This is a genomic window from Neorhizobium petrolearium (assembly GCF_017873175.1).
Classification (GTDB): Bacteria; Pseudomonadota; Alphaproteobacteria; order Rhizobiales; family Rhizobiaceae; genus Neorhizobium; species Neorhizobium petrolearium.
Window position 1 is genome coordinate 299529 of the sequence record NZ_JAGGJW010000006.1, and the last position, 23197, is coordinate 322725.

A 23197-nucleotide genomic window follows, 5' to 3' on the forward strand; every position below is an offset into this window, starting at 1 on the left:
GCGGGTCGCGGCTCCCTTGCGCGTGTCCCGCGGTTCGGAAAACTTGACCAGCGGTACAGTTTCTCCCCGTCCTGAAACGGGTTCCTCAAGCATCTCTTCTCTCGGAGACATGCTAACCTCCCGATATCGCTTGGCATTTTTAGAATATCGCGCGGCTGTACCACGCGCTCACTAGAGCAGATGCCCGTTCTTCTGCGAAAAATCGGCCATTCCCCGGGAGGCCAGGAGCAATATTCGGCCGCCCATGATCTTCTTTTACCACAGGAGACGGACAATGGCCAAATATCGCCATAATCTGCCGCAGCTGAAAAGCGGCGATTTCCTTACCGATGGCGGTCTTGAAACGACGCTTGTCTTTCATCGCGGCATCGATCTTCCGGCATTCGCCGCCTTTCCACTTCTGGACGACAGGAAGGGCCGTGAGGAACTGACGGAATACTATGAGACTTATCTTGCGATCGCCCGCGAGCGAGGCCTCGGCTTCATCCTCGATACGCCCACCTGGCGGGCGAATGCCGACTGGGGACCGCAGCTCGGTTACGATATCGAGACGCTCCGAGAGATCAACATACGCTCGGTCGACTTCATCGCGAAACTGCGCAGGGCCTGGGAAAAGCCCGGCGCGCCGGTCGTCCTGAACGGTGTCATCGGTCCGCGCGGCGATGGCTACAGGGACGGCAACATGGACCCGCTGGCCGCCAAGGACTATCACGCCTTCCAGGCGGAAGCCTTTGCCGCGAGCCAGGCGGACATGATCTCGGCGATCACGATGAACAATATCGGCGAGGCGGTCGGCATCACCCGCGCCGCGAAACGCGCCGGCATGCCCTGCGTCGTCTCCTTCACCGTCGAAACGGACGGCAGGCTCGTCAACGGTAAGACGCTGCAGGCAGCGATCGAGGAGACGGACGCGGCAACCGACGGATATGCGACCTATTACATGGTCAACTGCGCCCATCCGAGCCATTTCGAGGACGCGCTTTCCCGCGGGGATGCCTGGGTGAAGCGGATCGCCGGCATCCGCGCCAACGCGTCGGTGAAAAGCCATCAGGAGCTCGATGAGGCGCCGGAGCTCGACATCGGCGATCCGCTCGACCTTGGCGCCCGCTACCGGACGCTTCGGAAGAATCATCCGGGAATGCGGGTGCTCGGAGGCTGCTGCGGCACGGATCACCGGCATCTCCAGGCGATCTGCGACGCCTGCCTTCCGGCCGCGGCGGCCTGAAGGGGAGGGCCGCCGATGTCGAAGAGAGGTTTGATGGGGGCAATCATCGGTGTGGCCGGCTACTGGTCGAAGTCGCCCTCTATGAGGGATGACACCGACAGCGAACGCGCCCGGGCAAAGCTTCGCAACCGCTTCCTGTTTGACGAGCATCTTCTTCGCGATATCGGCTTCCGCGAGGAAGTCTCCAGGTTCCACCGCAAGCGCTTTCCGGGTTTTTAGGCCCGCCGAGCCGTTTCGACCAGCACCTTCCGGAGGTTTTGCCTTCGGAAGGTATTTTCGTCTTTTCATTGTCATTGACCGAGGATATAGCTCGCCGCCCATTTCATCAGCGCGAGGAGCACGAGCATGGACGCGAAAACTGTCGCCGCCCACTGGGAAGGCAATGCCGAGACCTGGACGATCTATTCGCGGGCAGGGCACGACAAGTACCGGGATGCGCTGAATACGCCGGCTTTTCTGGAAATGCTGCCGCCGGTCGCAGGCTTGAAGGGGCTCGACCTTGGCTGCGGGGAGGGGACGAACACCCGCGCCGTCGCAAGGCTCGGCGCAAAGATGACTGGCCTCGATATTGCGCCGACCTTTCTGCGTTACGGTCGCGAGACCGAGGAGCAGGATCCGCTCGGCATCGATTATGTGCTCGGCGACGGCCAGACGATCGGTTTTCCGGATGCAAGCTTCGATTTCGTCACCGCCTTCATGTCGATGATGGACATGGCCGACCAGCAGGGCGTGCTGAAGGAGGTGACGCGGGTGCTGAAACCCGGCGGATTCCTGCAATTCTCGATCCTGCACCCCTGTTTCGTGCCGCCGACACGCAGGAACATCCGCGACGAACGGGGCGAGGCGGTGGCCGTCCAGGTGGCCGATTATTTCGACGAGACCGAGGGACGCATAGAGCGATGGCTGTTTTCGGACATCCCGGCCGAGGAACGGGCGAGGCTGACGCCATTTTCGATCCCCCGCTTCCACCGCACGCTGTCGACCTGGGTGTCGATGATCGTCGGCGCGGGGCTTGTCATCGAAGCCTTTGGCGAGCCGATGGCCTCAGAGGAGGTGGCCGCGGCCGAACCGGTGGTGGCCGACACCCGCGTGGCGCCGATCTTTCTGCATATCCGTGCAGTCAGGCCGTAGGACGAAGATGAGCCTTCCTTTAGAGACTCCTCGGGCCTACTATTTTGTCTTCGGCCATTGTTTTCCATCTTTTTTTCTCGATTGGTCTCATCGGAATTTCGGCTCCGGTGAATGTGGGACATTTTGCGGGCGACATGGCTCTCGCGACGGTCAAAGCCCGCGTTGATCGGCTGCCTACCGTTCTTCTGACCTTGACGGCGGGGATAGTCCGAGGTGAATGTTGAATGCCAATCGGATCCGAGCGCGTAAGTTGCAGCTACGAGTGAAGGTGCGACGCAGACCATGGACACAGGTATTTTGGTGACGGACGACAATGACGGCCTCGGCCATCTTCCGGACCGCAAGCAGCGGGAGCTTTCGCGCGCCTTGAAAATCATCTTCGAGGAATTCGAGGCGGCACAGCAGTCGAAGCTTTCCGAAAAGAAGAGAGCCGGGCGGATCTTGAAGGTCATTCTCTTCGGTTCCTATAGCCGCGGCGACTGGGTGGAAGATCGCAAGAGCGGTTACAGGTCCGATTTCGATATCCTCGTTGTCGTCAATATCAAAAGCGTCGGAGAGGACAATGATCTGTGGCACGATGTGTCGGATCATTTCCTGCGCGAATTGACGATCACCAAGACGATCGAGACGCCGGTCAACATCATCGTTCACACACTACAGGACGTGAACGACCAGCTGGCACGCGGCAGGCCTTTCTTTATCGACCTCATCCGCGACGGCATTCTGCTCTATGAAAAGGAAGGGCATCCGTTCGTGGCACCGAAGCCGCTCAGAGAGGAAGAGGCGAAGGAAGAAGCACAAAAGTACTTTGAAAAGTGGTTTATGCAGGCCACCCAGTTTTTTGTAACCGGGCAAGAACATACTCTGCGTCAATGGCAGGCAATGGCAGCTTTCAATTTGCATCAAGCCGCCGAAGCTTTCTATCACTGCGTCCTGCTTGTCCTGACCCTCTACTCGCCAAAGTCGCATCGCCTGAAATTCCTACGCTCTTCGGCTGAACGGATCGACGCGCGCCTGATCGAGGCATGGCCACGAGACACCAAATTCGCCCGCCGCTGTTTCGAGCGGCTCGATCGCGCCTACGTCGATGCGCGATATTCGCCGCATTACGAGATCACGGAGGAAGAGCTGGAATGGCTGATCGAGCGCATAAAGGTTCTGCAGGCGCTCGTCCGGATAAGCTGCGAAGAGCGCCTCGTAAAAATGCCGTAGCGTGCGCCGAGAAAGTGCACGCTGAGGCGAGATTGCTACGGCAAGATTGACACGTTGCAAAGCGAGCATGTGACGTTTCGTAAAGCGTCCGCCAAGCGGCATGAGATGTCGCATTCCTTGATACGAGCCGATACCGACCGGCCCCCTCTTTGATCCTTCGTTGATCTCACCACAACTCTGTAATCCGAGCATCCACGCCAGCTTATCGGCGGAGCCTGCCAGCGCAGGCGAAATTCAAGCTGCCGCGACTGATGCTTCCGATAGCCGCTGGCAGTGCCTTCCCCTGCCCGCCAGAAAGGGGCGTGAGGCGCGCTCGCGTAATCGTTACTCCGGTGGCATCGCTTGCTTGCTCCAGCTGAGGCTTCGGTTAAGGAAGTGTTTATAGATTCATGAAAATGAGAGGGAGCCGCCGTTGATGCGGCGTCGCTGTACGGGAAGTCTGAGGACGGGCGGGACGGCCGCGCAGCGCTTGTAACCTGAGTAAATTTGCTTGCGCTTTTTGATCCGCAGGCGCTGTACGGAGTAAAGCATACCATGAACGCGAAGCCCTTCGCCCTGGCGTTGATCGCCGCATTTTCCACCACGCCCGTCTGGGCTGCCGACCTGACGTCCTATTCCGAACCACCGGCCTATAACGAGCCGGCGACGCCGTCCTCCGGCTGGGGCGGTGCCTATGTCGGTGGCGATCTCGGCATGTCGTCCCGCAAGCTCAACCCCTTCGACGGCGACAAGGGCCTGGTTCTCGGCGTCCATGGCGGCTACAACATGGACTTGGATTCCGGCGTCATCGGCGGCGAAATCGAGGCTTCCCATCTGGGCAACGTAAAAAGCCGCGTTCCGGGTGGCAATATCAAGGAACAGGGCCGCGTAGCCGCGAAGGCCAAGGCCGGTGTCGGCATCAACCAGACGCTCGTCTATGGCACCGCAGGCGTCGCGCTCACCAGCTTTGGCGATCATCGGGGCACCGATGGTCCCGATGGCTGGAAGCCGGGCTGGATCGTCGGCGCCGGCATCGAGCAGAAGCTTTCCGACAATCTTTCGGCCCGGTTCGAATACAACTATACCATGACCAACGATGTCCGCAGCACCACCGGCGGCGTCAGCTCGAAGACCGACGTGCGCGACCAGGTGCTCAAGGCCGGCGTGAACTACCGGTTCTGAGCCGAGGCCTTCGCTTCCGGTCCGGGTCGAAGGCGGATTTCGGGGATTGAAAGATGACGGCGCTGCATGCCTGAACGGGGATGCAGCGCCGCTAGTTTTGTGCATCAGTCCTCGATAACGGGTTCGGTGGCCGCTTGTGCGGTCATATCCTCGCGGACTTCGTCAATCTTGCCGACCGCAGGGCCGACGCCCAGAACATCCTGCGCCCATGACAATGTCTCGTCACTCACCGGCGCACCGGAAAAATCTTCCAGCGCATCGCGCAGCGCCAGTTCGCCAAGCGCGGGGTCCGTCAGGGCCGGATCCATGCCATTGGCGAGCTCATATTCCGCATAGGCCGTCACATAGGCTGAAAGCGAGGCCATGCGCGGATCGCTGGTGTTGAGATAGGCGTGATAGTTCCGCTGCAGCGAGTTGAGACCGGCGAGCGTGGATGCTGCCGGCTTCGATGTCGGCACGGGCACCGTTTTCGAAACCTGATGGGGCGTATCCTTCTTGACCCGTTCCTTGCCGGAACCGCGATCGGCGGATGCCGAGCGGCTTTTAATCGAATTGCTGCGATCCGAGGCATTGTCACGGCCTCCGCCATGGCCACGATCACTCCCGCGATCGCTCCCATGACCGCCGCCATTGCCACCACCGTTTCCGCCGCCGTTCCCGCCCCCGTTTCCACCGCCACCGCCGTCACCGCCTTTGGCGAATGCGATGTCGGCAAATCCGGCCACACCTCCGCCGACGGAAACTGCCACGAGCCCCATGGCCACGATGCTGTTCTTCAGGACGTTCTTCAGCTTCATCGCTTTCCTCCACACGCTCCTTGCGAAAACGAATCGACGCTCATCGCTTCGCGCCTCCATTCCGTTACGTAAGTCTGGCGCAGCGGTCGGGACAAATCCATGGGCATGGGACCAAATATCCAGATCTCGGGACCAAGGTCGGGCCCCGGGAGGACTTTGGTCTGATGGGAGAGGGGTTTTGCCAAGCCTATCTCATCAAAAGGAAGTTCGGCGGCAGGCTCGAAGATTGCCTTCTCAGGAGCGCGCTCAGGCCGTTGCCAGGCCTGCTGCCCGCCCGATCGCTTGCCGTTCGCTCCACGCATGACGAGACGGCCTGTTCGCGTTATCATCCCGGCTGCCATTTTCCGGTCGGGAGGAGAAAATGCGACACCTGCCCAAGCCAAGTTCGTATCTTCCTGCATGTTGCGCGCTTCTGATGGCGTTCGCTGGTATCGTCGGAGGTGCTGCATCCGGCTTCGCCGATGCTGCGGAACCGGTCACTCTTGCGACCACCGGTTTCGATTTCAGGGACACGTCCGGAGAAGCCAGGGACCAGCGTGCCGAGCACGTGAAGCGGCTGAAGGTGCTGGGAACTGCGCTGCAGGAAGGCCTCTCCACCAGCGGGAGGATGAATGTCGTCCCGCTGATCTGTGGGGTCGGCGAATGCACGGCAAGAACCGCCGGACTGGAAGCGCTATCCGTCCAGGCGAGAGAAGCCGGGGCAAGATACCTGCTGGTCGGAGAGGTTCAGAAAATGAGTACGCTGGTCGGCGGGGTGAAATTCGCGGTGCTCGACCTGGTCAGCAACAAGCCGACCTGCGACCGGTTTCTGAGCTACCGGGGCGATACCGATGAGGCCTGGCGGCGCGCCGGGGCATTTGCGGCACAGGACATCGAAAAACGCTGCCTGCCGGAGTAGGGGCGGGGCATGCAGTCGTCGGGCGAGATTGTTTTAAGCCGCGCCCATTGCCAACGCTCTTGCCGTGCCTTCCGGATTGACGGCGATGACCTTGAGATCGGCCTTGACGGGACCAAGCCAAGCCAAAGGAGAAACGAGATGAGAACGACAACAATTCCAGCCGCGGTCCTGCTGGCCGCGGCAATCGCCGTCGGAAGTGCAGGCTTCGCCCTCGCGCAGACAAGCGGAGCGGATCCGCATCATCCGGCGGACTCGTCGCAGGCGGCCTCGCCCTCGGGAACAGAGGGCGTGACCGGACAGGGGCAGGGGACGCCGGGCTCCGACATGATGCCGGGTGGAATGATGGGGCGGGGCATGATGATGCAGCCCGGCATGATGAGGGGCATGCCGCCGATGGGCATGCGCGGGCAGATGATGAAGATCATGTTCGCGATCGCCGACACCGACGGGGACGGTGCCCTGTCCTTCGAGGAGGTGACGGCGGTCCACAAGCGGATTTTCGACAGCGTTGATGCGAACAAGGACGGCAAGGTAACGCCCGAGGAGATGCAGGCGTTCTGGCGGCAATAAGTGCCGCACCGGCGACTGCGGGATCGGCGACCCGCACCCCCGTATTGTGGAACAAGCGCCACAAGCCACCAGCTAAGTGACTGCGAGTACCGCTCCAGTGTCGTACTGACGCACGAAATCTACCCGAGTCCCGTTCCAGTGATAGCAGTAGTGCCGCCCTTGGACGGGAACAGGGATGGCATCCGGCCAGAAGATGCCGATACAGCGTTGACCAGGCTTTCGAACGCTGTTCCACAGGAGGCCATCGCTTCCAGCCGCCCGAAGACTACGTCCCTCAACTTGCGAAGCGGTGTAATCGTCCGGATGCAGAACGTCAGGCACCGCGTTCACGTCGTCAAGTACCCGGTCAACGCTGCCCACCAGGACACGAAAGTCCGATGTCCATCCTGGAGGCTGGGGCGTCGAACTCATGAATTTCTGTTGGTGATGGATTGTCTCGGCCAGCGCGACGTCTTCACTCTCGCCTGCATAGTAGATGCCATAGCTTCCATCCGTGAAGCGTCCTGGCCGCCCTGTTGAGCAATGGACGAATGGGGCCATTACGTAACTCGCGCCGGGGCCAGAAACGCGACGGTTGGCGGGCACCTTGCCTAGATCGCCTACTTCAAAACGAATCCGCGGATTGGTTTTTGCCTCGACGGCAACAAGGGCCTCCCAGTCGCGGGGATCGGCGATGTCCTCGAACAAATCGATGGGTGGGTAGATCGATCGAATGATGCGGTAGGTCTTTGGCCAGCGCACCTGGGAACGGACAGCAAGGCCACTTACCAAGCGCTGCGCTCCGCATCGAGCCATTCACGCATCACGGCAAGATCAGAAAGCTCGCCTTGCAGCATCACGTCCAGCGCCGACTTGCCGCCAAAGGCCGTATTTGGCGCTTTGATCCACTCATATCCCCTTGTCGGATCCTTAAACAGATGTCGCACCCCCTTATGGATACCCATCAGGTGAGCCATCCGCATTTTCAGGTCTCGATCAATACGTCCGACGCTGCCTTCTTTCCAACGTGCCCACGTTCGAGCTGACAAACCGCCAAGCAAGGTGCAAGCCTGGGCGTCTGTGAGCTTCCAGGCGTTGAAGAGGTTCACGGTGGTACGAGCAAGCGCCCCTGCTTCCTCATCGGTGATTTCCGTTGAGGTTCGGTTGAAGGGAGTTGAAGCAATGGGTTGAAGTTGCATGGCATCCTCTCTTTTTGGCGGAAGATTAGCATGTTTATGCCAATTGGCAAGCTCCAGTTGCTTTCGAACGGGCCACATCACATCGACAGTGATGGGCTACCTACCTTCTTACCGAGGGCGTGTCCTTAAACTTCTTCACGATTTCACCCGCCCCTGATGGGCGATGGTTAGTTCAATCTGGATTAATTTTAAAGCTGCGTTCCAGAGTTGAACGGAACTTTTTCAGCCTGCGGATAGCGATGCTGCGAGGCTCTGCGGGCGTCGACGAGAATCTGACCACCAAGGTAGAGCCCGATCCGAACGAAGGTCGAGTGGCTCGGCTATGCTGACCACATTCCCTGTCGATGCCTGCAGGAAGAACCGCGTGCCATCGTCCGGGATCCCGAGCGCCGAGAGGCCACCGGATGCTCCAGCTACGGTGTCGAGCGCAATACGGTTGTCGTAGATTTCCGGCCGGCGCGATGTCGTCACCGTGTGACCATGGACGACGATCGGACCGAAGTCGAATCGCTTTCAAGGAAATCCGCGCGGATCGTGCGCAAGTCCTTCGTGGTCTGCTTCTCAATCGCGACGCCGGGTCGAAGGCCGGCGTGGACACACCCGGAAGCTTGGGAGGGAAGACCGATAGGAGCACCATGCGCAACATCCTGCTCGTGCAGTCCAATCCCTATCTCGGAGAGATCCTCAAGGCGAGCTTCCAGCGTGAAGGGTTCAGTGCAATGCTGCTGGGATCTGTCAGTGAAATCCCCCGGAGTGCCGCCGAGACCGTTACGGATCTCGTAGTCCTCGATGAGACGTTCGCCATGGGCGGTATCGATATCTTTACAGACATCAGGCTCGCGACCTCCGCGCCCATTCTCGTTCTTGCGTGCAGAGGCGGAACGGCAATGGGCGGGGATCGCGGACGACGTGCTTGCGGCTCCATTCGCCGTTCAGGAACTTCTTGCACGGAGCAGCACGCTCGTGGGCAGGGGGCCGCTGCGTCGGACAGTCTTCGCGGCCGGGGATATTTCAATGAACCTCGAGATGCACCGGGTGACCAGGGGAGCACGTGTCATTCATCTGGGGCCCACCGAGTTCAGACTCCTGCAGCTCTTTCTTGCCGAGCCCCAGAGACTGTGGTCCCGTGCCGCGATCGTCGATAAGGTGTGGTCACCGGGCAGGGACGAGCGTAACGTCGACGTTGCTGTGAAGAAGCTACGCGCCGCCTTGAACCGGAAAGGGGAGAGTGATGCCATTCGCACGGTCCGCGGGGCGGGATACGGCATGGCGTAAGCCGCCGGACGCACTTGCCTTCGGCTGTTCAGCCTCCGGCAGCCTTGCCAAGATTGACGCGCTTCGACAGCTCATCCACGGTCTCCTTGCGCTCGCTGTAACGGTCCGTGAGGTATGGCGACACGTCCCTTGTAAGGAGCGTGAACTTGACCAGTTCCTCGCAGACGTCGACGACCCGGTCGTAGTAAGACGATGGCTTCATCCTGCCATCCTGATCGAACTCGAGGAAGGCCTTGGCGACGGACGACTGGTTGGGAATGGTGATCATCCGCATCCACCGACCCAGCACCCGGAGCTGGTTGACCGCGTTGAAGGACTGGGACCCGCCACTGACCTGCATCACCGCGAGCGTCTTTCCCTGCGTGGGCCGGACTGACCCGATCGAAAGCGGTATCCAGTCGATTTGCGTCTTCATGATCCCGCTCATCGATCCGTGCCGCTCGGGGGAAATCCAGACCTGACCTTCCGACCACTCGGAAAGTGAGCGCAACTCCTGGACCTTCGGGTGGCTCACCGGCTCCTCGTCCGGAAGTGGAAGTCCGCGTGGATCGAAGATCTTCACCTCACACCCAAAGTGCTCGAGGAGGCGCCGCGTCTCGTGCGCCAACAGTCGGCTGTAGGAGGTTTCCCGGAGCGAACCGTAGAGGATCAGGATGCGGGGCTTATGGGTGGACATCGGCGGACGGAGGGCTTCTGCATCAGGGAGCATCAGATGCTCGTCGACGGCGGCGGGGAGGCTTGTCATTTCGTGTCTCCGTGGTCTTGTGCAGCAGCGTTGCTGTTCATGCCTGCTGGGATGGAAGTTGTTCCTGATCGACTGGAAGGCCTCGGCAGCATTCCTTCAGGAGGAATGATACGAGGTTGCCGATGGCGTCGAAGCGGGCGCTGTAGATGAGCGATCTGCTGTCGCGCCGCATCGAGATCAGGCCCGCGTGCTCCAGCTCCTTCAGATGGAAGCTGATATTGGAAGGGGAGGTGCCCAGTATCTCGGCGATCCTGCCAGCGGCCAGGCCGTCAGCGCCAGCGACGACCAGCGTGCGAACTACGTTCAGCCTGGTCTCCTGTGAAAGTGCCGCAAAGGCGGCTAGCGCCTGCTTGTCATCCATGATTCAATATCCGTTGAAATCTAATAATGCAGATATATCACGGGACGGCTTGGCGCAAGGAGGAGTCCTGCCATCCGAAACTCTTTACACCTTCTGCTTGATTCCTGTTTTGTTCCATGGGCCATTTTCCGCCGACTTTTTCGGGTCGGCGGAATGGTTTTTCTAAAAGGCTCGAGGTAGGCGCGAACTTACCCTTTTTTCCTGAGACGTATTTCTAGCGGCCGCTCAAACGCAAATCACGGGCTTAGACGCATTTCTTCGGGCGCGGGACATCCAGTAGATTTGATCAAGAGCACCCACTTGTAGCTCCGCACGTGTCGCATTTCTCGCAGGTGCCGTTTCTTACCATAGTGAAATTCTGGCACTCGGAGCACATGTTGCCCGTATATCCCTGGGCGATGGAGCGCATGCGGCGTTCGTTCTCCACCTTCTTGGCTTCGGTCTTCGCGGTTGCGGCTTCGTCGGCTGCAGCATCGGAGAAGAGGCCGGAGGTCGCCTGCTGTTCCTCTGCCAGTTCCTCGACGATCTCTTCGGCAAGCTCCCGGGCGCGTTCCTCGTAGTCCCGCTTGAAGGAAACCACTTCCGACGTGGAGATGGCGGCGGTCGGCTCCAGCTTGCGGGCCGCAGCGCCGGCAAAGGCGGTGACGGTCGCGCCGGCCGAAGCCCGCGCCGGCGCTGCGGTCGCGGCACCCTTGGCTTCGGAGGCGGCCGGGCGCTCGCCGCCGATCTTCGGCACCAGCGTGGGCTTGTATCCTCGGGTCAGGCCCTTGGAGACGATGTCCGCCTTGCCTTCCGAGACACCCCGGCCGAGCGCGGTGTTGGAAAAGTCCGACGTGTCCACATGGGCGAGATCGTGGCGGCCGAGATAGGAAATCGCGAGTTCGCGGAACACGTAGTCGAGGATCGACGTGGCGTTCTTGATCGCGTCATTGCCCGTGACGATGCCGGCCGGCTCGAACTTCGTGAACGTGAAGGCGTCGACATATTCCTCGAGCGGCACGCCATATTGCAGGCCGAGCGAGACAGAGATCGCGAAATTGTTGATGAAGGCGCGCAGCGCCGAACCTTCCTTGTTCATGTCGAGGAAGATTTCGCCGAGACGCCCGTCGTCATATTCGCCGGTGCGCAGGAAGATCGTGTGGCCGCCGATCTTGGCCTTCTGGGTGTAACCCTTGCGGCGGGCGGGCAGTTTTTCCTGGGTACGGACGACCTTTTCGATGATCCGCTCGACGATCTTCTCCGTGACCTGCACGGCTTGGGCGGCAGCCGGCTGGCTGAGCAGTTCCTCGATCGCGTCGTCCGCATCGTCCTCATCGATCAGCGAGGAGTTGAGCGGCTGCGACAGCTTGGAACCGTCGCGATAGAGCGCGTTCGCCTTCAATGCGAGCTTCCAAGAGAGCATGTAGGCCGCGCCGCAGTCCGCGACGGTCGCGTCGTTTGGCATGTTGATCGTCTTGGAGATTGCACCCGAGATGAACGGCTGGGCGGCCGCCATCATGCGGATGTGGCTTTCGACCGAAAGGTAACGCTTGCCGATCTTGCCGCAGGGATTGGCGCAATCGAAGACCGGCAGATGCTCGGCTTTCAGGAACGGCGCGCCTTCCAGCGTCATCGCGCCGCAGACATGGATGTTGGCGGCCTCGATGTCCTTCTTCGCAAAACCGAGATGTTCGAGCAGGTTGAAGCTGACGTCGGAAAGCTGTGCGTCGGTGACCTTCAGCGTGTCTTTCAGGAAGTCGGCGCCGAGCGTCCACTGGTTGAAGACGAACTTGATGTCGAAGGCCTGCTTCAGCGCTGCATTGACCGCTTCGATCTTTTCCGCGGTGAAACCCTTCGCAGCAAGCGTGGAGGGGTTGATGGCGGGCGCCTGGTTGAGGTTGCCGTGACCGACCGCATAGGCCTCGATCTCGGCGATCTGCGCTTCGGAATAGCCGAGCGTGCGCAGCGCCTCGGGTACTGCGCGGTTGATGATCTTCCAGTAGCCGCCGCCGGCGAGCTTCTTGAACTTGACGAGCGCGAAATCGGGCTCGATGCCGGTCGTGTCGCAATCCATGACGAGGCCGATCGTACCGGTCGGGGCGATGACCGAGACCTGCGCGTTGCGGTAGCCGTGCTGTTCGCCGAGTTCGAGCGCCTTGTCCCAGGCGGCCTTGGCATGGGCCGCGAGATCCTGGTCCGGGTTGTCGGAATGGACGAGCGCGACCGGGTTGACCGACAGCGCCTCATAACCCGAGGTTTCGCCATGGGCCGCGCGGCGATGGTTGCGGATGACGCGCAGCATGTTGTCGCGGTTCGGCGCAAAGTTCGGGAAGGGGCCGAGCTCGGCGGCCATTTCAGCCGACGTGGCGTAGGAAATGCCGGTCATGATCGCGGTGAGCGAGCCGGCGATGGCGCGGCCTTCCGCCGAGTCATAGGGAATGCCGGTGGACATCAGCAGACCGCCGATATTCGCATAGCCAAGGCCGAGCGTGCGGTATTCGTAGGAGAGTTCGGCGATGCGCTTCGACGGGAACTGCGCCATCATGACGGAGATTTCGAGCACGATCGTCCAAAGACGCGTCGCATGTTCGTAGTCGGCGATATTGATGCGCTTGGTGGAGGCATCCTTGAAGGCGAGCAGGTTCATCGAGGCGAGGTTGCAGGCCGTATCGTCGAGGAACATGTATTCCGAGCACGGGTTCGAGCCGCGGATCGGGCCGCCGGCCGGCGACGTGTGCCAGTCGTTCATCGTCGTGTTGAAGTGGATGCCCGGATCGGCGGACGCCCAGGCGGCATAGGAGATCTGCTCCCAGAGGTCCTTAGCCTTCAGCGTCTTCATCACGCGGCCGTCCTTGCGGGCGGTGAGGTTCCAGTCGCCGTCGTTTTCGACAGCGCGCAGGAAGTCATCCTTCAACGAGACGGAGTTGTTGGAATTCTGGCCGGAGACGGTGAGATAGGCTTCCGAATCCCAGTCCGTGTCATAGGTCTTGAACTCCATGTCCTTGTAGCCCTGGCGGGCGAACTGGATGACGCGGCCGATATAGTTTTCCGGAACCTGATCCTTCTTGGCGGCGCGGATCTCGCGCTTCAGCGCCGGGTTCTTCAACGGATCGAAGCAATCCTCGCCGGTGCCGCCTTCGCAATTGACGCAGGCCTTCATGATCGCCTTCAGATGCCTGGCGACGATCTTCGAGCCGGTGACCAGCGCCGCCACCTTCTGCTCTTCCTTGACCTTCCAGTTGATATATTCCTCGATATCCGGATGGTCGATGTCGACGACGACCATCTTGGCGGCGCGGCGCGTCGTGCCGCCCGACTTGATGGCGCCGGCGGCGCGGTCGCCGATCTTCAAAAAGCTCATCAGGCCGGAGGAGCGGCCGCCGCCGGAAAGCTTTTCGCCTTCGCCGCGCAGCATGGAGAAGTTGGAGCCGGTGCCGGAACCGTATTTGAAGAGGCGCGCTTCCCGCACCCACAGATCCATGATGCCGCCTTCGTTGACGAGGTCGTCCTCGACCGACTGGATGAAGCAGGCATGCGGCTGCGGATGTTCATAGGCCGACTTCGACTTGGTGAGCTTGCTGGTGAACGGGTCGACGTAGAAATGGCCCTGGCCGGGGCCGTCGATGCCATAGGCCCAGAAAAGGCCGGTGTTGAACCACTGCGGGGAATTGGGCGCGACGCGCTGGGTGGCGAGCATGTAGGCAAGCTCGTCCATGAAGGCGCTCGCATCTTCCTCCGACGAGAAATAGCCACCCTTCCAGCCCCAATAGGTCCACGTTCCGGCAAGACGGGAGAAAACCTGACGCGCATCGGTCTCGGAGCCGTACTGCTCGTCCTTCGGCAGCGCCTTCATCGCTTCCGTGTCGGGGACCGAACGCCAGAGGAACGAGGGAACGTCGTTTTCCTCGACCTTCTTCAGGATCTTCGGGACGCCGGCCTTGCGGAAATATTTCTGCGCCAGAACGTCGGTCGCGACCTGGGAGAACTGCGCCGGCACGTCGATGTCGGCGGCCCTGAAGACGATGGAACCGTCGGGATTCTTGATCTCGCTGACGGCCTTGCGGAATTCGATTTCCGCATAGGCGCCCTGGCCTGACTTGGTGAAACGACGTTCGATGCGCATTGCCTTAATCCCTCGTCTGTTGGCCCTTGCTCAGGGGCGCAAATATCCGCTCCCGCTGCACGCCATCATGTGCAGCCGGTTGAAATTCCATCCAGGTGAATCATCGTGGATGCCTACCTGTATATTGCGATGGATGCTGGCTGCAAACACTAAATATAGTATTAACAGGTTCTTTTTGCCAGTCCCAATCGCAGTTTTGGCGAGCAAATCCGGATGCGCACGAAAGCCTTCTGGCAGGCCGGGTCTTCACCGCCGATCTGCCATCTGTCGTTTCCGTCCAACTCGAAAAGGAACCGGCCTCGTTATCCCCGGTCCAGTCGCCGCCGCAACATGAGGAACACTGTCGGACGACACGAGAGATTCGTCAAGGCGTAGATTGCTACGGTTTTATAACCACAAGATATTGTGCTTTGCCGCTGTGGATAACGGGGAGAAAAAATAATCGAGGAATCTCAAGGTATTGCGAGGATGGCTTGAAGCTTGCGTACCGGCGTCCGGCGAATTTTTTCACGCTCGGACGCTTCGCGGGCCTGCGGCTGAGCTGGATTTGCAGGAATCCGGCGTACCATATTGAGGCATCTGGGAGATTTTCCACCCGCTAGGAATAGCAGAGCCCGCGCGGCCTGCGGCAGGGCGGGTTCTCGACAGGGCGTTAGAACTCGGGCAGGCGGGGAGAATCAGCCTTTGGCGCCTTTGGCGATCGGCTCCTGATAGGTGAAGCCCATGTCCCAGGGAAAATAGATCCAGGTGTCCTGGCTGACCTCGGTCACGAACGTATCGACAGTCGGAACGCCCTTGGGCTTGGCGTAGACGCAGGCGAAGTGCGCCTTGGGCAACATGGCGCGCACTTCGGAAGCCGTCTTGCCCGTATCGGTCAGGTCGTCGACGACGAGCACGCCGGCGCCTTCGTTTTTGGTGAGCTCGGGAGTGATTCCCTTGAGCAGGGCCATTTCGCCCTGGTTGACGTAGTCGTGGTAGGAGGCGACGCAGACGGTCTCGATCAGGCGGATGTTGAGTTCGCGCGAGATGATCGCCGCCGGCACGAGGCCGCCGCGGGTGATGCAGACGATGGCGCGGAACTCCTGGTTAAGACCGGCGAGCCGCCAGGCAAGCGCCCGGGCGTCGCGGTGGAATTGATCCCAGGAGACGGGGAATGCTTTTTCAGGAAGTGACATGGTTCAGCCAATCAGCGAGAGCTTTCGTTGGCTCTCGCTAATAGCGGCAATGCCGGCTTCCTGGCAAGTCGGCGATTCGCGGCTGTGGACTGCAAAGTGGTCGATGGGAACGGTGCAGGTGACGAGTGTCGCACACGCGACGGCTTCCGGCTTTGGAACGAGCCCGCTCGCGCGAGAGGGGCGCGGGCTTTCAGGCTTGCGCCTTGTTAACGGCACCGGTGAAGCCTTGGATCATGGATTGGAAGTCGCCATTGTTCGTCCCCAGGCCTCATAGCGCCGCGTGCTCTCCGGTCAGCTGAATTCGACCACGTTTTGATTTCGACAGCCTCGTCGTCTGACAGCAAAACGGGATGTGCTGCCTCAAGGCAGGACGCGATCCGGCCCATGCGGTTCCGACGGCAATTATTTCCGCTCTTGCAAAGGCTTTCTAATCGGAAGGACTTGGCTTGCTGCCTCCAGGCGCTCGGCCTGTTTTCTCGGCGCCTTCAGATCAAAGAGCCGCCATTAGCCGTCATTTCCACTCCTCGTATATTACCGGAGGCGTGCAAAGCTGGCCGGGTCGTCTTCAGGCAGTAAAGGGGCCGCTATCACGGGGGTTCAGCCAACCTCATGCTATACCGCCGAGGCAGACGTATTTTAGCTCCAGGAATTCCTCGATTCCGTAGCGCGACCCTTCGCGTCCGAGGCCGGAGAGCTTGACGCCTCCGAACGGGGCTTCGGCGGTTGAGATCAGGCCTGTGTTCACACCGACCATGCCATACTCGAGAGCTTCTGCGACCCGGAATACCCGTGCCATGTCCTTTGCGAAGAAATACGATGCTAGACCAAATTCGGTATCATTGGCCTGTCGAATGACGTCTGCCTCGTCCCGGAAGCGGAACAGCGGGGCGACCGGTCCGAAAGTTTCCTCCCGCGCGACCGCCATATCCGCCGTGACATCAGCGAGCACTGTGGGCTCGTAGAAAGCCTTCCCGAGTGGAAGCCGCTTCCCCCCGGTGATGGTGCGGGCCCCCTTGTTCAGGGCGTCCGCCACATGTTCTTCGACCTTCTCCAGTGCCGCCTGGTCGATCAGCGGCCCAAGGATGACACCTTCGTCAAAGCCGTTACCCGTGACGAGCTTACCGACCGCGCCAGCTAGCTTGTCCGCGAACGCGTCATAGACGCCGTCCTGTACGTATATGCGGTTCGCCAGAGATGATCCACTCTATGTCTTCGGCGACCACCGCCAGCAGAGCCTCCCTGTAGCCGCAGCCGATCGCGGCGAAGAAGTCCTCACGGTGTGAATGTTCTTCTCGATACTCATTGGAATTTCTCCATTTTGCACGGATCGGATCGCGCTCGATCCGATCCGTGCATCCCGGTGCACCCGGTGGGCACGTCGTGTTCGTCAATCGAACTTGACCAGGTCCTTGAAGATCAGTTGACCCCAGCTATTGCCGCGCGCTTGGACCAACAGTCCGCCTTCAGCGAGCCGACCAAGCTTGATCGGCGAAAAGCCGAGATTTTCTGCAAGCGCACCAATTTCCGCCGCCGCGTCTGACCGCCAATGGCTAAAGAGATCAAGAACATTGGCGGCGGACGTTTGTTGAAGACGTTGCCCATGATCCGGGGGAATTGATGGATGTCATCACGGAGATCGCCGCATTCCTGATGCCACGCGGTTGTAGCTGCGAGCCAGGACAAATGCGCGGCTTGGTCTTACCGTCGGATTGTGAAAGGGGCGACCGTCGAACATTGGCCAGACGATCAATCTAGCCGCGGGATAAAGCGCACTCGCTCAGTCGCTAAGCATCGGCCTCCCGAATGCAGCGGAAGCGTCGCACCTGCGACGGGGGAGTGCAATTTACGCGCATAACGCTGTTCCAGGCGGCCGACCGGTGCTGCGATGAGCGCTCGCTTGTAGATGCGAAGAACGCCCGCTCATTCTGTAAGGTTCTTCTCAACCTTTCGACGGATTTCGGCGCGATTCCTAGTATTGACTCTGTTCATGAGATGAGCGGCGATATTGCCGCCGCACTCCTCCGAAAGGTCTTTTGTGCTGTAACCCTCCGCCTTAGCCTGATCGCGCAGGATGGCGGCTTGCTGCTCGAAATCCGACAACTTATTGGAGAATTCCGGAGAAGTTGCCATCTCCTCGTATTTATCGTCGAGCCAATCGTTGATCGTTTTCATTTTTCACCTGTAGTTTCTGTATGTTGCGGGGGCAGCGTGACGTCCAACCGATGCCTGATATTGGCTGGCTAACAGCTTCGCCCCGAGTTTCCCCGACAATCGCCCCGTCATCGCCGACGGGGCGGTCGCCAAAGAACGGGCACCGTTAGCGGCAGGCGCGACGCGGGCCGGAGTAGGGTTGATAGGTATTGTCCGAAGCCCTGTAGGAACGGTAGCGCGAGGCGCAACTGCTGCTATCCTGGCGTTGCGAAGCGATCGCTCCGCCGATAATGGCGCCTGCAGCCAGGCCCCCGATAATCGCGCCGGCATTGTTGCGGCGATCGCGACGGTCATATCGGCGATCGTCGCTGTAACGCTTACGCCGATCTCTTTCGCGATAGTAACGACGGTCGTTGCGCCTATCGTCGTAGACACGATATTGAATTTCCTGAGCGTCCGAACTCACGAACGTTGCCGATGAAACGATGGCGGGGAGCGCTTGGGCCGGTGCGATGCCGGCAAACCCCGTCATGAGTGAAACCACTACTACCATCAATTTTTTCATCACATTTTTCCTTGTTATGACTAATATATGGTGACGAATTCAATTTTTGGTAGTGGTAACTCGACCTTTAGTTGTTTTTTTGTCGTGCCTGAAACGCTCCAGCCTTAGCCCCCCGGTTATAATGAAAAGGAGTTTGTTAAGTATCCGCACTAATGATCCGGGATGGTTGCCCTGGCTTGTAATTGACGCGTTGCCGCCCCATATAAACTCTTGATGGCATCCTTGAACGGGCGCTGCTGTTGAGGGTTTATCCCTGGCCCCAAAAGAGGAGGACGACATGTCTTCCACGGCCAACCATCTACGATCTTGGTACTATGAGGGCTTGGCACCGAAAGCGTGTGCCGGCTTGAGCGTGGGTATCCTCCTCTACATTCTGGGGAGCGGTTTTCTGTGGTCATAGTTCTTTCTGCCAAAACGGCATCCGTCAATGATGACATCCTGCGTCGAGTCCTGAAAAAGGGGCGCTATGCGACACTGGATCTGAAGGCGCGCATCGGAGCCGATCATTCCGAAGAGGTGGTCATCGTTCAACGCATTCTGGACGGCATGATTTCGCCGGAAAACTATCCGCCCTCACCAAAGACGCGAAAACGCAGCCGCCGAGGCGAAATCGCATCATGGGAGAATGAGGGCGGGTCAATTGATCCCAAGGCCAGGGAGTAGCGGATATGCTGACAGGCCCCTGGAGTAGCCCGGTTTGGATCGGTGACAGCTCGATCAATAGCCCGTTGCAGGCACATGGCTTCATGCTGCACGGATGGCCGAATGCCGAAAACTTGACGTTTTCCGCGGCCCACCTCGCCATACTGGCGGCGCTCGACGGTCGTCAGTCGGCAGAGGAAGCACGGACGCGATTTGTCGCCGCGGTCCTGGATGCGGAACTGGATCGCCGGGGCTCAAGGCCATGACGACCCGAACCAGTGTCGAGGCAGTGATTTTCCACAACAGCTTCCGGCTTCCCGGAATGGACCGCGATCATCCGCCAGGCGTTTTCGAGGTCCAGATCACGGAAGAGCCTCTAAACTTGACGTGGGAAGCGTATCATCGAACGATGACCCTGATGCTGACGTCCGGTGGGATCATTGAAGCGATAGACGTCACGGCCGAAGATCTCGAAGCGGCTCTTGCGGCGGATGCTCCTCATAGCTGATTGAGACGGATAAAGGATTTCGGGCACGGGGATTCGGATATTCAAACCAGTCGGCCTCGATGACTTCTCGGCAATTAGCATCGGTTTGCAATATGCGCAGAAGTCTCCGAAATGGCGTTATAGCCAAGGCATATTCCGTGAGCGGGGGGAGCAATTTTGGAACCTGCCCGCTGAGCAGCCAGATGTCTCAATCATATTTTAGAGTGTTCTTCAGATCTCTCAGCTCTTCCCGCGGGTCGATCTCGTGGCTTCCACTGGTCTCGGCCCGGGTGGCCGCCTCTCTATAGCCGATATTTGTCTCGGCGATCACCTTGTTGAGCTCGGAAATCTGTCCTTGCAGTTCATAAGGCATGCAAGTGCAGGTTATGGTGTCTCCCACACTAACGGCCTTACGCCTCATCATGTCGACTTTTGTCTGCCATGCCTCGTTGAACATGTCGGACCAGGCCGTTGGTGCTGCAGCCGAGAGGCTCAGTACCATGCTCGTCAGTGGCCCTTCGTTGACAAGACCGGACGCCGCATCGCTCAGTTCAACAATCTTGATGTCCTGGAATTCTGTCATGTTGCGCACCTCCGTTAACATCAGATCATGATCTCGCCACCGGTGACGGGAATGACCGCGCCGGTCATGTGACTTCCCAGCTCGGAGGCCAGGAGTGCATAGGCACCCGCCAGTTCGGCAGGTTGGCCAGCGCGGCCGAGCAACGTCTGCTCGCCGAATTTAGCCGCCTTTTCCGCAGGCATGGTCGACGGAATGAGCGGGGTCCAGATCGGACCGGGAGCAACGGCATTCACGCGAATACCCTTCTCCGCGACCATTTCGGCAAGCCCGGCGGTGAAGTTCGAGAGCGCACCCTTGGTGGATGCGTAAGCCAGGAGCTGCGGCGACGGCTGCCGCGACTGGATCGACGTCGTATTGATGATCGCGCTTCCTGGCTTCATATGCGGAATCGCCGCCTTCGACAGAAAGAAGGGCGCGTAGATATTGGTTTTGAAGGTCTCGTCCCATTCAGCGGCAGTGATATCCGCGATATCCGCATAGGTGCGCTGGAATGCGGCGTTGTTCACCAGGATGTCGAGATGCCCGAGCTCATCGACAGCGCGTTGGACCAACGCTTTGCAATGGTCTTCCGATTTGATATCGCCGGCAACGACAACAGCCTTGCTGCCGGCTTCCTTGACCCATTTCGCGGTGTCGGCGGCACCCTCGTCTTCGCTGAGATAGGAAATCAGGATGTCGGCGTCTTCTCGTGCGAAGGCAATCGCCACAGCCTTTCCGATACCGGAATCGGCACCGGTGATGAGCGCAACCTTGCCTTCCAGCTTGCCATTGCCCTTATAGGAGTGTTCCCAATGGTCGGGGATCGGTTGCATCAGCTTGGTCTCGCCGGGTGGGTCCTGATGTTGAGCGGGGTGCGGGGGAGTCGGTCTGCGGGTGTCGGTCAAAGGTTTAAAATCTCCAGCTCAGGACCAAGCGACGACTAAAGGGCAGAGCAAGCCGCCCGGAAGGCCACCTGCTCTGCGATATCCGGCAGCTTAACTGGCTTTTTTCTGCGAGCCCTTCGGATTAGCCGAAGCTTCACCGAGCGCCGTCAGCTTTTGGTCGGTTGCGATCTCTTCCTGTAGATTAGCGTCGAGGAGCGGGATTGCCTTCTGAAGGCCAAGCTGGCCGGCCCAGGATTTCAACGTACCGTAGCGCGCGATCTCGTAGTGTTCCACGGCCTGCGCCGCGGAGATCAGACCCGCGTCGAGTGTCGCTGTTCCCTTGTATTCCTCCATGATCTCCTCGCCTTCGGCAAGGATACCCTGGATAGCTTCGCAGGTCTTGCCACGCGCCGACTTGCCGAGAAGCTCGAAGATCTGCTCCAGACGTTCGATCTGGCCCTGGGTTTCGTCACGGTGTTGCAGAAAGCCGGCTTTGCCCTCTTCAGACTGCGCGGCACGCGCCATTTTCGGGAGTGCCTTCAGAATCTGTTTTTCGGCGAAGTAGATGTCTTTGAGAGTATCGAGGAAGAGATCATCAAGAGTTTTTTCGGTAGCCATCTTTGAAATCCGATCAATTGTTGGAAAGCAGTGGCGACTTAACCTTTGATCGCCTTTAAAGTTCCGGATGCTGCCGAAAGTATTTTCCCCACACACCATGAGCGTCCCGCAGTGCGCAGCTCAGTTAATCGTGTGTGCGGTGCAGCAACGTATTGGAAGTCGGCGCGTTAACGATCGCGCATCGCCGCCCTGGCGGATGTAAAAGGATAATTCAATGCGATCCATGTCCGATACACTAGCCCGACTTGCAAAACTGCGGGCCGTGCAGCAACCCGCCTGGCCGTCGACATCGAAACTGGTTGATCTCGGCACCTTCGGCTCCAATCCTGGCATGCTCGAGGCCAAAATTCACGTCCCATCGGAGCTGGCAGAGCGTCCCGGCATGGTGGTCGTTCTTCATGGGTGCACCCAGACTGCGGCAGCCTATGAGCACGGCTCAGGATGGTCCCGCCTCGCCGACGAATACGGTTTCGTCGTGCTCTATCCGCAGCAGACGACACAGAACAACGCGAATACCTGCTTCAATTGGATCGTGCCGGGAGATATTCGTCGCGGTGAAGGCGAAGCCCTGTCCATCCGCCAGATGATCGACACCGCGATGAAATTTCATCACATCGATCCCGCCCGCATCTTCGTGACCGGATTGTCGGCGGGAGGCGCGATGGCGAATGTGATGCTTGCGACCTATCCGGAAGTCTTCGCGGGGGGAGCGGTCATCGCTGGTCTGCCGTATGGCTGCATCAGCACGGTGCCGGAAGCGTTCAACCGCATGCGCGGCCATGGGCTGCCAGGCCGTGCAAAGCTTCAGAGCCGGCTTCGCCTAGCCTCGGATCATGACGGACCCTGGCCGGCGATATCCGTCTGGCATGGAACGGGCGACAATACCGTGGTGCCGTCGAATGGTCAGTCCATCGTGACGCAATGGCAGGGTGTGCATGGGGTGGATCCCGGCGATGCCAGCATCCACATGGGGGAGGGCATACAATTATATCGCGGAAGAACCCCCAAGGCATTGTTGCCATAGAACACATCGCGATTGCAGGCATGGGGCACGGAACGCCGATCGATGTCGCCGGAGGATACGGCAGAAGCGCACCATATATGCTCGACGTCGGGTTTTCCTCGACACTCCATTCCGCGCGCTCCTGGGGATTGACGCCTTCTTTCGAAAAGCGGAATCCAAGAACCGTCGATATCGTCCCGAGCGGGACCACTTCATTATCCCCCAAAGTGGTGAGGCCTCAGGCGGAAGCGGGCGGAATCCAGAAGATCATCGAAGACGCTCTCCGGTCGGCCGGGCTGATGAAATGATCACAGCGTACGCCTTGAGTACGCATGTCCGTGGCGGCGCATTCACTTAACGCTTGGCTGGCTTGCCTTCGCGGGGCTCGGTAGATGCGTCAACGGCCGCTTCATCACCGGGGTGACTCTTGTCCTTACCGGGATTTTGATACGGCT

General features: G+C 59.6%; 23 protein-coding genes and 3 pseudogenes. 11 read left to right on the plus strand and 15 right to left on the minus strand.

The genetic code is table 11. The annotated features are described in order from the left end of the window. The first annotated feature begins 274 nt into the window (after positions 1–274). From J2046_RS13950 to J2046_RS13970, 5 genes are all read left to right on the plus strand, one after another. Positions 275–1225: a homocysteine S-methyltransferase family protein gene (locus J2046_RS13950; protein WP_210052661.1), complete on the plus strand. Its 951-nt coding sequence runs from the start codon at positions 275–277 to the stop codon at positions 1223–1225. A 15-nt stretch (positions 1226–1240) separates the two neighbouring features. Next, entirely contained in the window at positions 1241–1444 is a 204-nt protein-coding gene (locus tag J2046_RS13955; RefSeq protein ID WP_210052663.1) for a hypothetical protein, read from the plus strand. A gap of 126 nt (positions 1445–1570) precedes the next feature. After that, entirely contained in the window at positions 1571–2356 is a 786-nt protein-coding gene (locus tag J2046_RS13960; protein ID WP_210052665.1) for a class I SAM-dependent methyltransferase, read from the plus strand. 282 nt (positions 2357–2638) lie between these two features. Beyond that, complete coding sequence (locus J2046_RS13965) at positions 2639–3568, plus strand: HEPN domain-containing protein (RefSeq protein WP_210052667.1); 930 nt, start codon at positions 2639–2641, stop codon at positions 3566–3568. Positions 3569–4102: 534 nt separating this feature from the next. Further along, a complete protein-coding gene (locus tag J2046_RS13970) occupies positions 4103–4729 on the plus strand; it encodes an outer membrane protein (protein ID WP_210052669.1) in 627 nt (208 codons plus the stop codon). A 104-nt stretch (positions 4730–4833) separates the two neighbouring features. On the opposite strand, the gene J2046_RS13975 is transcribed toward J2046_RS13970, so the two are convergent. Together J2046_RS13975 and J2046_RS13980 are read right to left on the minus strand one after the other, a co-directional pair. Beyond that, complete coding sequence (locus J2046_RS13975; RefSeq protein WP_210052671.1) at positions 4834–5526, minus strand: hypothetical protein; 693 nt, start codon at positions 5524–5526, stop codon at positions 4834–4836. After that, positions 5523–5927 (minus strand): hypothetical protein, encoded by a 405-nt coding sequence (locus J2046_RS13980; protein WP_210052673.1) that lies wholly within the window; start codon positions 5925–5927, stop codon positions 5523–5525. Before J2046_RS13980 ends, J2046_RS13975 begins: the two co-directional genes overlap by 4 nt. 14 nt (positions 5928–5941) lie before the next feature. On the opposite strand from J2046_RS13980, the gene J2046_RS13985 reads away from it, so the two are divergent. Both J2046_RS13985 and J2046_RS13990 read left to right on the plus strand, forming a co-directional pair. Then, complete coding sequence (locus J2046_RS13985) at positions 5942–6424, plus strand: DUF2380 domain-containing protein (protein WP_210052675.1); 483 nt, start codon at positions 5942–5944, stop codon at positions 6422–6424. A 138-nt stretch (positions 6425–6562) separates the two neighbouring features. Then, positions 6563–6994: an EF-hand domain-containing protein gene (locus J2046_RS13990; protein WP_210052677.1), complete on the plus strand. Its 432-nt coding sequence runs from the start codon at positions 6563–6565 to the stop codon at positions 6992–6994. Between the two features lie 72 nt (positions 6995–7066). On the opposite strand, the gene J2046_RS13995 is transcribed toward J2046_RS13990, so the two are convergent. Together J2046_RS13995 and J2046_RS14000 are read right to left on the minus strand one after the other, a co-directional pair. Beyond that, on the minus strand, positions 7067–7765 hold the full coding sequence (locus J2046_RS13995; RefSeq protein WP_210052679.1) for an RES family NAD+ phosphorylase: 699 nt from the start codon (positions 7763–7765) through the stop codon (positions 7067–7069). Beyond that, positions 7759–8172: an MbcA/ParS/Xre antitoxin family protein gene (locus tag J2046_RS14000; RefSeq protein ID WP_037151210.1), complete on the minus strand. Its 414-nt coding sequence runs from the start codon at positions 8170–8172 to the stop codon at positions 7759–7761. Before J2046_RS14000 ends, J2046_RS13995 begins: the two co-directional genes overlap by 7 nt. A 1014-nt stretch (positions 8173–9186) precedes the next feature. On the opposite strand from J2046_RS14000, the gene J2046_RS14005 reads away from it, so the two are divergent. Then, a complete protein-coding gene (locus tag J2046_RS14005; protein ID WP_210052682.1) occupies positions 9187–9447 on the plus strand; it encodes a winged helix-turn-helix domain-containing protein in 261 nt (86 codons plus the stop codon). Between the two features lie 28 nt (positions 9448–9475). Here J2046_RS14005 and arsH read toward each other — a convergent pair whose 3' ends face one another. From arsH to J2046_RS14045, 8 genes and pseudogenes are all read right to left on the minus strand, one after another. Then, the gene (arsH, locus tag J2046_RS14010; RefSeq protein WP_210052683.1) at positions 9476–10192 is read right to left on the minus strand and encodes an arsenical resistance protein ArsH; all 717 of its coding nucleotides are present in this window, start codon (positions 10190–10192) and stop codon (positions 9476–9478) included. 37 nt (positions 10193–10229) lie between these two features. Beyond that, positions 10230–10553 carry an ArsR/SmtB family transcription factor gene (locus J2046_RS14015; RefSeq protein ID WP_210052686.1) on the minus strand — a complete coding sequence of 108 codons (324 nt, stop codon included), beginning with the start codon at positions 10551–10553 and terminating at the stop codon, positions 10230–10232. A gap of 286 nt (positions 10554–10839) precedes the next feature. Then, the gene (locus J2046_RS14020) at positions 10840–14655 is read right to left on the minus strand and encodes a vitamin B12-dependent ribonucleotide reductase (protein ID WP_210052689.1); all 3816 of its coding nucleotides are present in this window, start codon (positions 14653–14655) and stop codon (positions 10840–10842) included. Between the two features lie 677 nt (positions 14656–15332). Next, complete coding sequence (gene gpt / locus J2046_RS14025) at positions 15333–15830, minus strand: xanthine phosphoribosyltransferase (protein WP_210052691.1); 498 nt, start codon at positions 15828–15830, stop codon at positions 15333–15335. A gap of 607 nt (positions 15831–16437) precedes the next feature. Continuing rightward, positions 16438–17019: pseudogene (locus J2046_RS14030) on the minus strand (aldehyde dehydrogenase family protein); the annotation flags it as partial. Positions 17020–17217: 198 nt separating this feature from the next. Beyond that, positions 17218–17364: pseudogene (locus J2046_RS14035) on the minus strand (NADP oxidoreductase coenzyme); the annotation flags it as partial. A gap of 386 nt (positions 17365–17750) precedes the next feature. Then, positions 17751–18002, minus strand: coding sequence for a hypothetical protein (locus J2046_RS14040; RefSeq protein WP_210052692.1), 252 nt, complete (start codon positions 18000–18002; stop codon positions 17751–17753). A gap of 145 nt (positions 18003–18147) precedes the next feature. Continuing rightward, positions 18148–18546 carry a BA14K family protein gene (locus J2046_RS14045; RefSeq protein ID WP_210052694.1) on the minus strand — a complete coding sequence of 133 codons (399 nt, stop codon included), beginning with the start codon at positions 18544–18546 and terminating at the stop codon, positions 18148–18150. 668 nt (positions 18547–19214) lie between these two features. On the opposite strand from J2046_RS14045, the gene J2046_RS14050 reads away from it, so the two are divergent. Beyond that, complete coding sequence (locus J2046_RS14050) at positions 19215–19454, plus strand: DUF982 domain-containing protein (RefSeq protein WP_210052696.1); 240 nt, start codon at positions 19215–19217, stop codon at positions 19452–19454. Further along, positions 19451–19696 (plus strand): hypothetical protein, encoded by a 246-nt coding sequence (locus J2046_RS14055; protein WP_210052698.1) that lies wholly within the window; start codon positions 19451–19453, stop codon positions 19694–19696. The genes J2046_RS14050 and J2046_RS14055 overlap by 4 nt, the downstream gene beginning before the upstream one ends. Positions 19697–19883: 187 nt before the next feature. Here the strand turns inward: J2046_RS14055 and J2046_RS14060 are convergent, their stop codons facing one another. The 3 genes from J2046_RS14060 to J2046_RS14070 form a co-directional block, all read right to left on the minus strand. Further along, positions 19884–20258, minus strand: a complete 375-nt coding sequence (locus tag J2046_RS14060) for a hypothetical protein (protein WP_210052701.1) — start codon at positions 20256–20258, stop codon at positions 19884–19886. A 20-nt stretch (positions 20259–20278) separates the two neighbouring features. Further along, entirely contained in the window at positions 20279–21142 is an 864-nt protein-coding gene (locus J2046_RS14065) for an SDR family oxidoreductase (RefSeq protein WP_210052702.1), read from the minus strand. A 90-nt stretch (positions 21143–21232) separates the two neighbouring features. Continuing rightward, entirely contained in the window at positions 21233–21739 is a 507-nt protein-coding gene (locus J2046_RS14070) for a YciE/YciF ferroxidase family protein (RefSeq protein WP_210052705.1), read from the minus strand. Positions 21740–21953: 214 nt separating this feature from the next. On the opposite strand from J2046_RS14070, the pseudogene J2046_RS14075 reads away from it, so the two are divergent. After that, positions 21954–23050 (plus strand): annotated as a pseudogene (locus J2046_RS14075) (extracellular catalytic domain type 1 short-chain-length polyhydroxyalkanoate depolymerase). The last annotated feature ends 147 nt before the right edge of the window (positions 23051–23197 follow it).

Excerpts from the sequence above, each read along its gene's own strand:
- J2046_RS13950 (WP_210052661.1), top strand. The coding sequence starts at position 275 with ATGGCCAAATATCGCCATAATCTGCCGCAGCTGAAAAGCGGCGATTTC.
- J2046_RS13955 (WP_210052663.1), top strand. The coding sequence starts at position 1,241 with ATGTCGAAGAGAGGTTTGATGGGGGCAATCATCGGTGTGGCCGGCTAC.
- J2046_RS13960 (WP_210052665.1), top strand. The coding sequence starts at position 1,571 with ATGGACGCGAAAACTGTCGCCGCCCACTGGGAAGGCAATGCCGAGACC.
- J2046_RS13965 (WP_210052667.1), top strand. The coding sequence starts at position 2,639 with ATGGACACAGGTATTTTGGTGACGGACGACAATGACGGCCTCGGCCAT.
- J2046_RS13970 (WP_210052669.1), top strand. The coding sequence starts at position 4,103 with ATGAACGCGAAGCCCTTCGCCCTGGCGTTGATCGCCGCATTTTCCACC.
- J2046_RS13975 (WP_210052671.1), bottom strand. The coding sequence starts at position 5,526 with ATGAAGCTGAAGAACGTCCTGAAGAACAGCATCGTGGCCATGGGGCTC.
- J2046_RS13980 (WP_210052673.1), bottom strand. The coding sequence starts at position 5,927 with ATGCAGGAAGATACGAACTTGGCTTGGGCAGGTGTCGCATTTTCTCCT.
- J2046_RS13985 (WP_210052675.1), top strand. The coding sequence starts at position 5,942 with ATGGCGTTCGCTGGTATCGTCGGAGGTGCTGCATCCGGCTTCGCCGAT.
- J2046_RS13990 (WP_210052677.1), top strand. The coding sequence starts at position 6,563 with ATGAGAACGACAACAATTCCAGCCGCGGTCCTGCTGGCCGCGGCAATC.
- J2046_RS14000 (WP_037151210.1), bottom strand. The coding sequence starts at position 8,172 with ATGCAACTTCAACCCATTGCTTCAACTCCCTTCAACCGAACCTCAACG.
- J2046_RS14005 (WP_210052682.1), top strand. The coding sequence starts at position 9,187 with ATGAACCTCGAGATGCACCGGGTGACCAGGGGAGCACGTGTCATTCAT.
- arsH (WP_210052683.1), bottom strand. The coding sequence starts at position 10,192 with ATGACAAGCCTCCCCGCCGCCGTCGACGAGCATCTGATGCTCCCTGAT.
- J2046_RS14015 (WP_210052686.1), bottom strand. The coding sequence starts at position 10,553 with ATGGATGACAAGCAGGCGCTAGCCGCCTTTGCGGCACTTTCACAGGAG.
- J2046_RS14020 (WP_210052689.1), bottom strand. The coding sequence starts at position 14,655 with ATGCGCATCGAACGTCGTTTCACCAAGTCAGGCCAGGGCGCCTATGCG.
- gpt (WP_210052691.1), bottom strand. The coding sequence starts at position 15,830 with ATGTCACTTCCTGAAAAAGCATTCCCCGTCTCCTGGGATCAATTCCAC.
- J2046_RS14040 (WP_210052692.1), bottom strand. The coding sequence starts at position 18,002 with ATGAAAACGATCAACGATTGGCTCGACGATAAATACGAGGAGATGGCA.
- J2046_RS14045 (WP_210052694.1), bottom strand. The coding sequence starts at position 18,546 with ATGAAAAAATTGATGGTAGTAGTGGTTTCACTCATGACGGGGTTTGCC.
- J2046_RS14050 (WP_210052696.1), top strand. The coding sequence starts at position 19,215 with ATGCTGACAGGCCCCTGGAGTAGCCCGGTTTGGATCGGTGACAGCTCG.
- J2046_RS14055 (WP_210052698.1), top strand. The coding sequence starts at position 19,451 with ATGACGACCCGAACCAGTGTCGAGGCAGTGATTTTCCACAACAGCTTC.
- J2046_RS14060 (WP_210052701.1), bottom strand. The coding sequence starts at position 20,258 with ATGACAGAATTCCAGGACATCAAGATTGTTGAACTGAGCGATGCGGCG.
- J2046_RS14070 (WP_210052705.1), bottom strand. The coding sequence starts at position 21,739 with ATGGCTACCGAAAAAACTCTTGATGATCTCTTCCTCGATACTCTCAAA.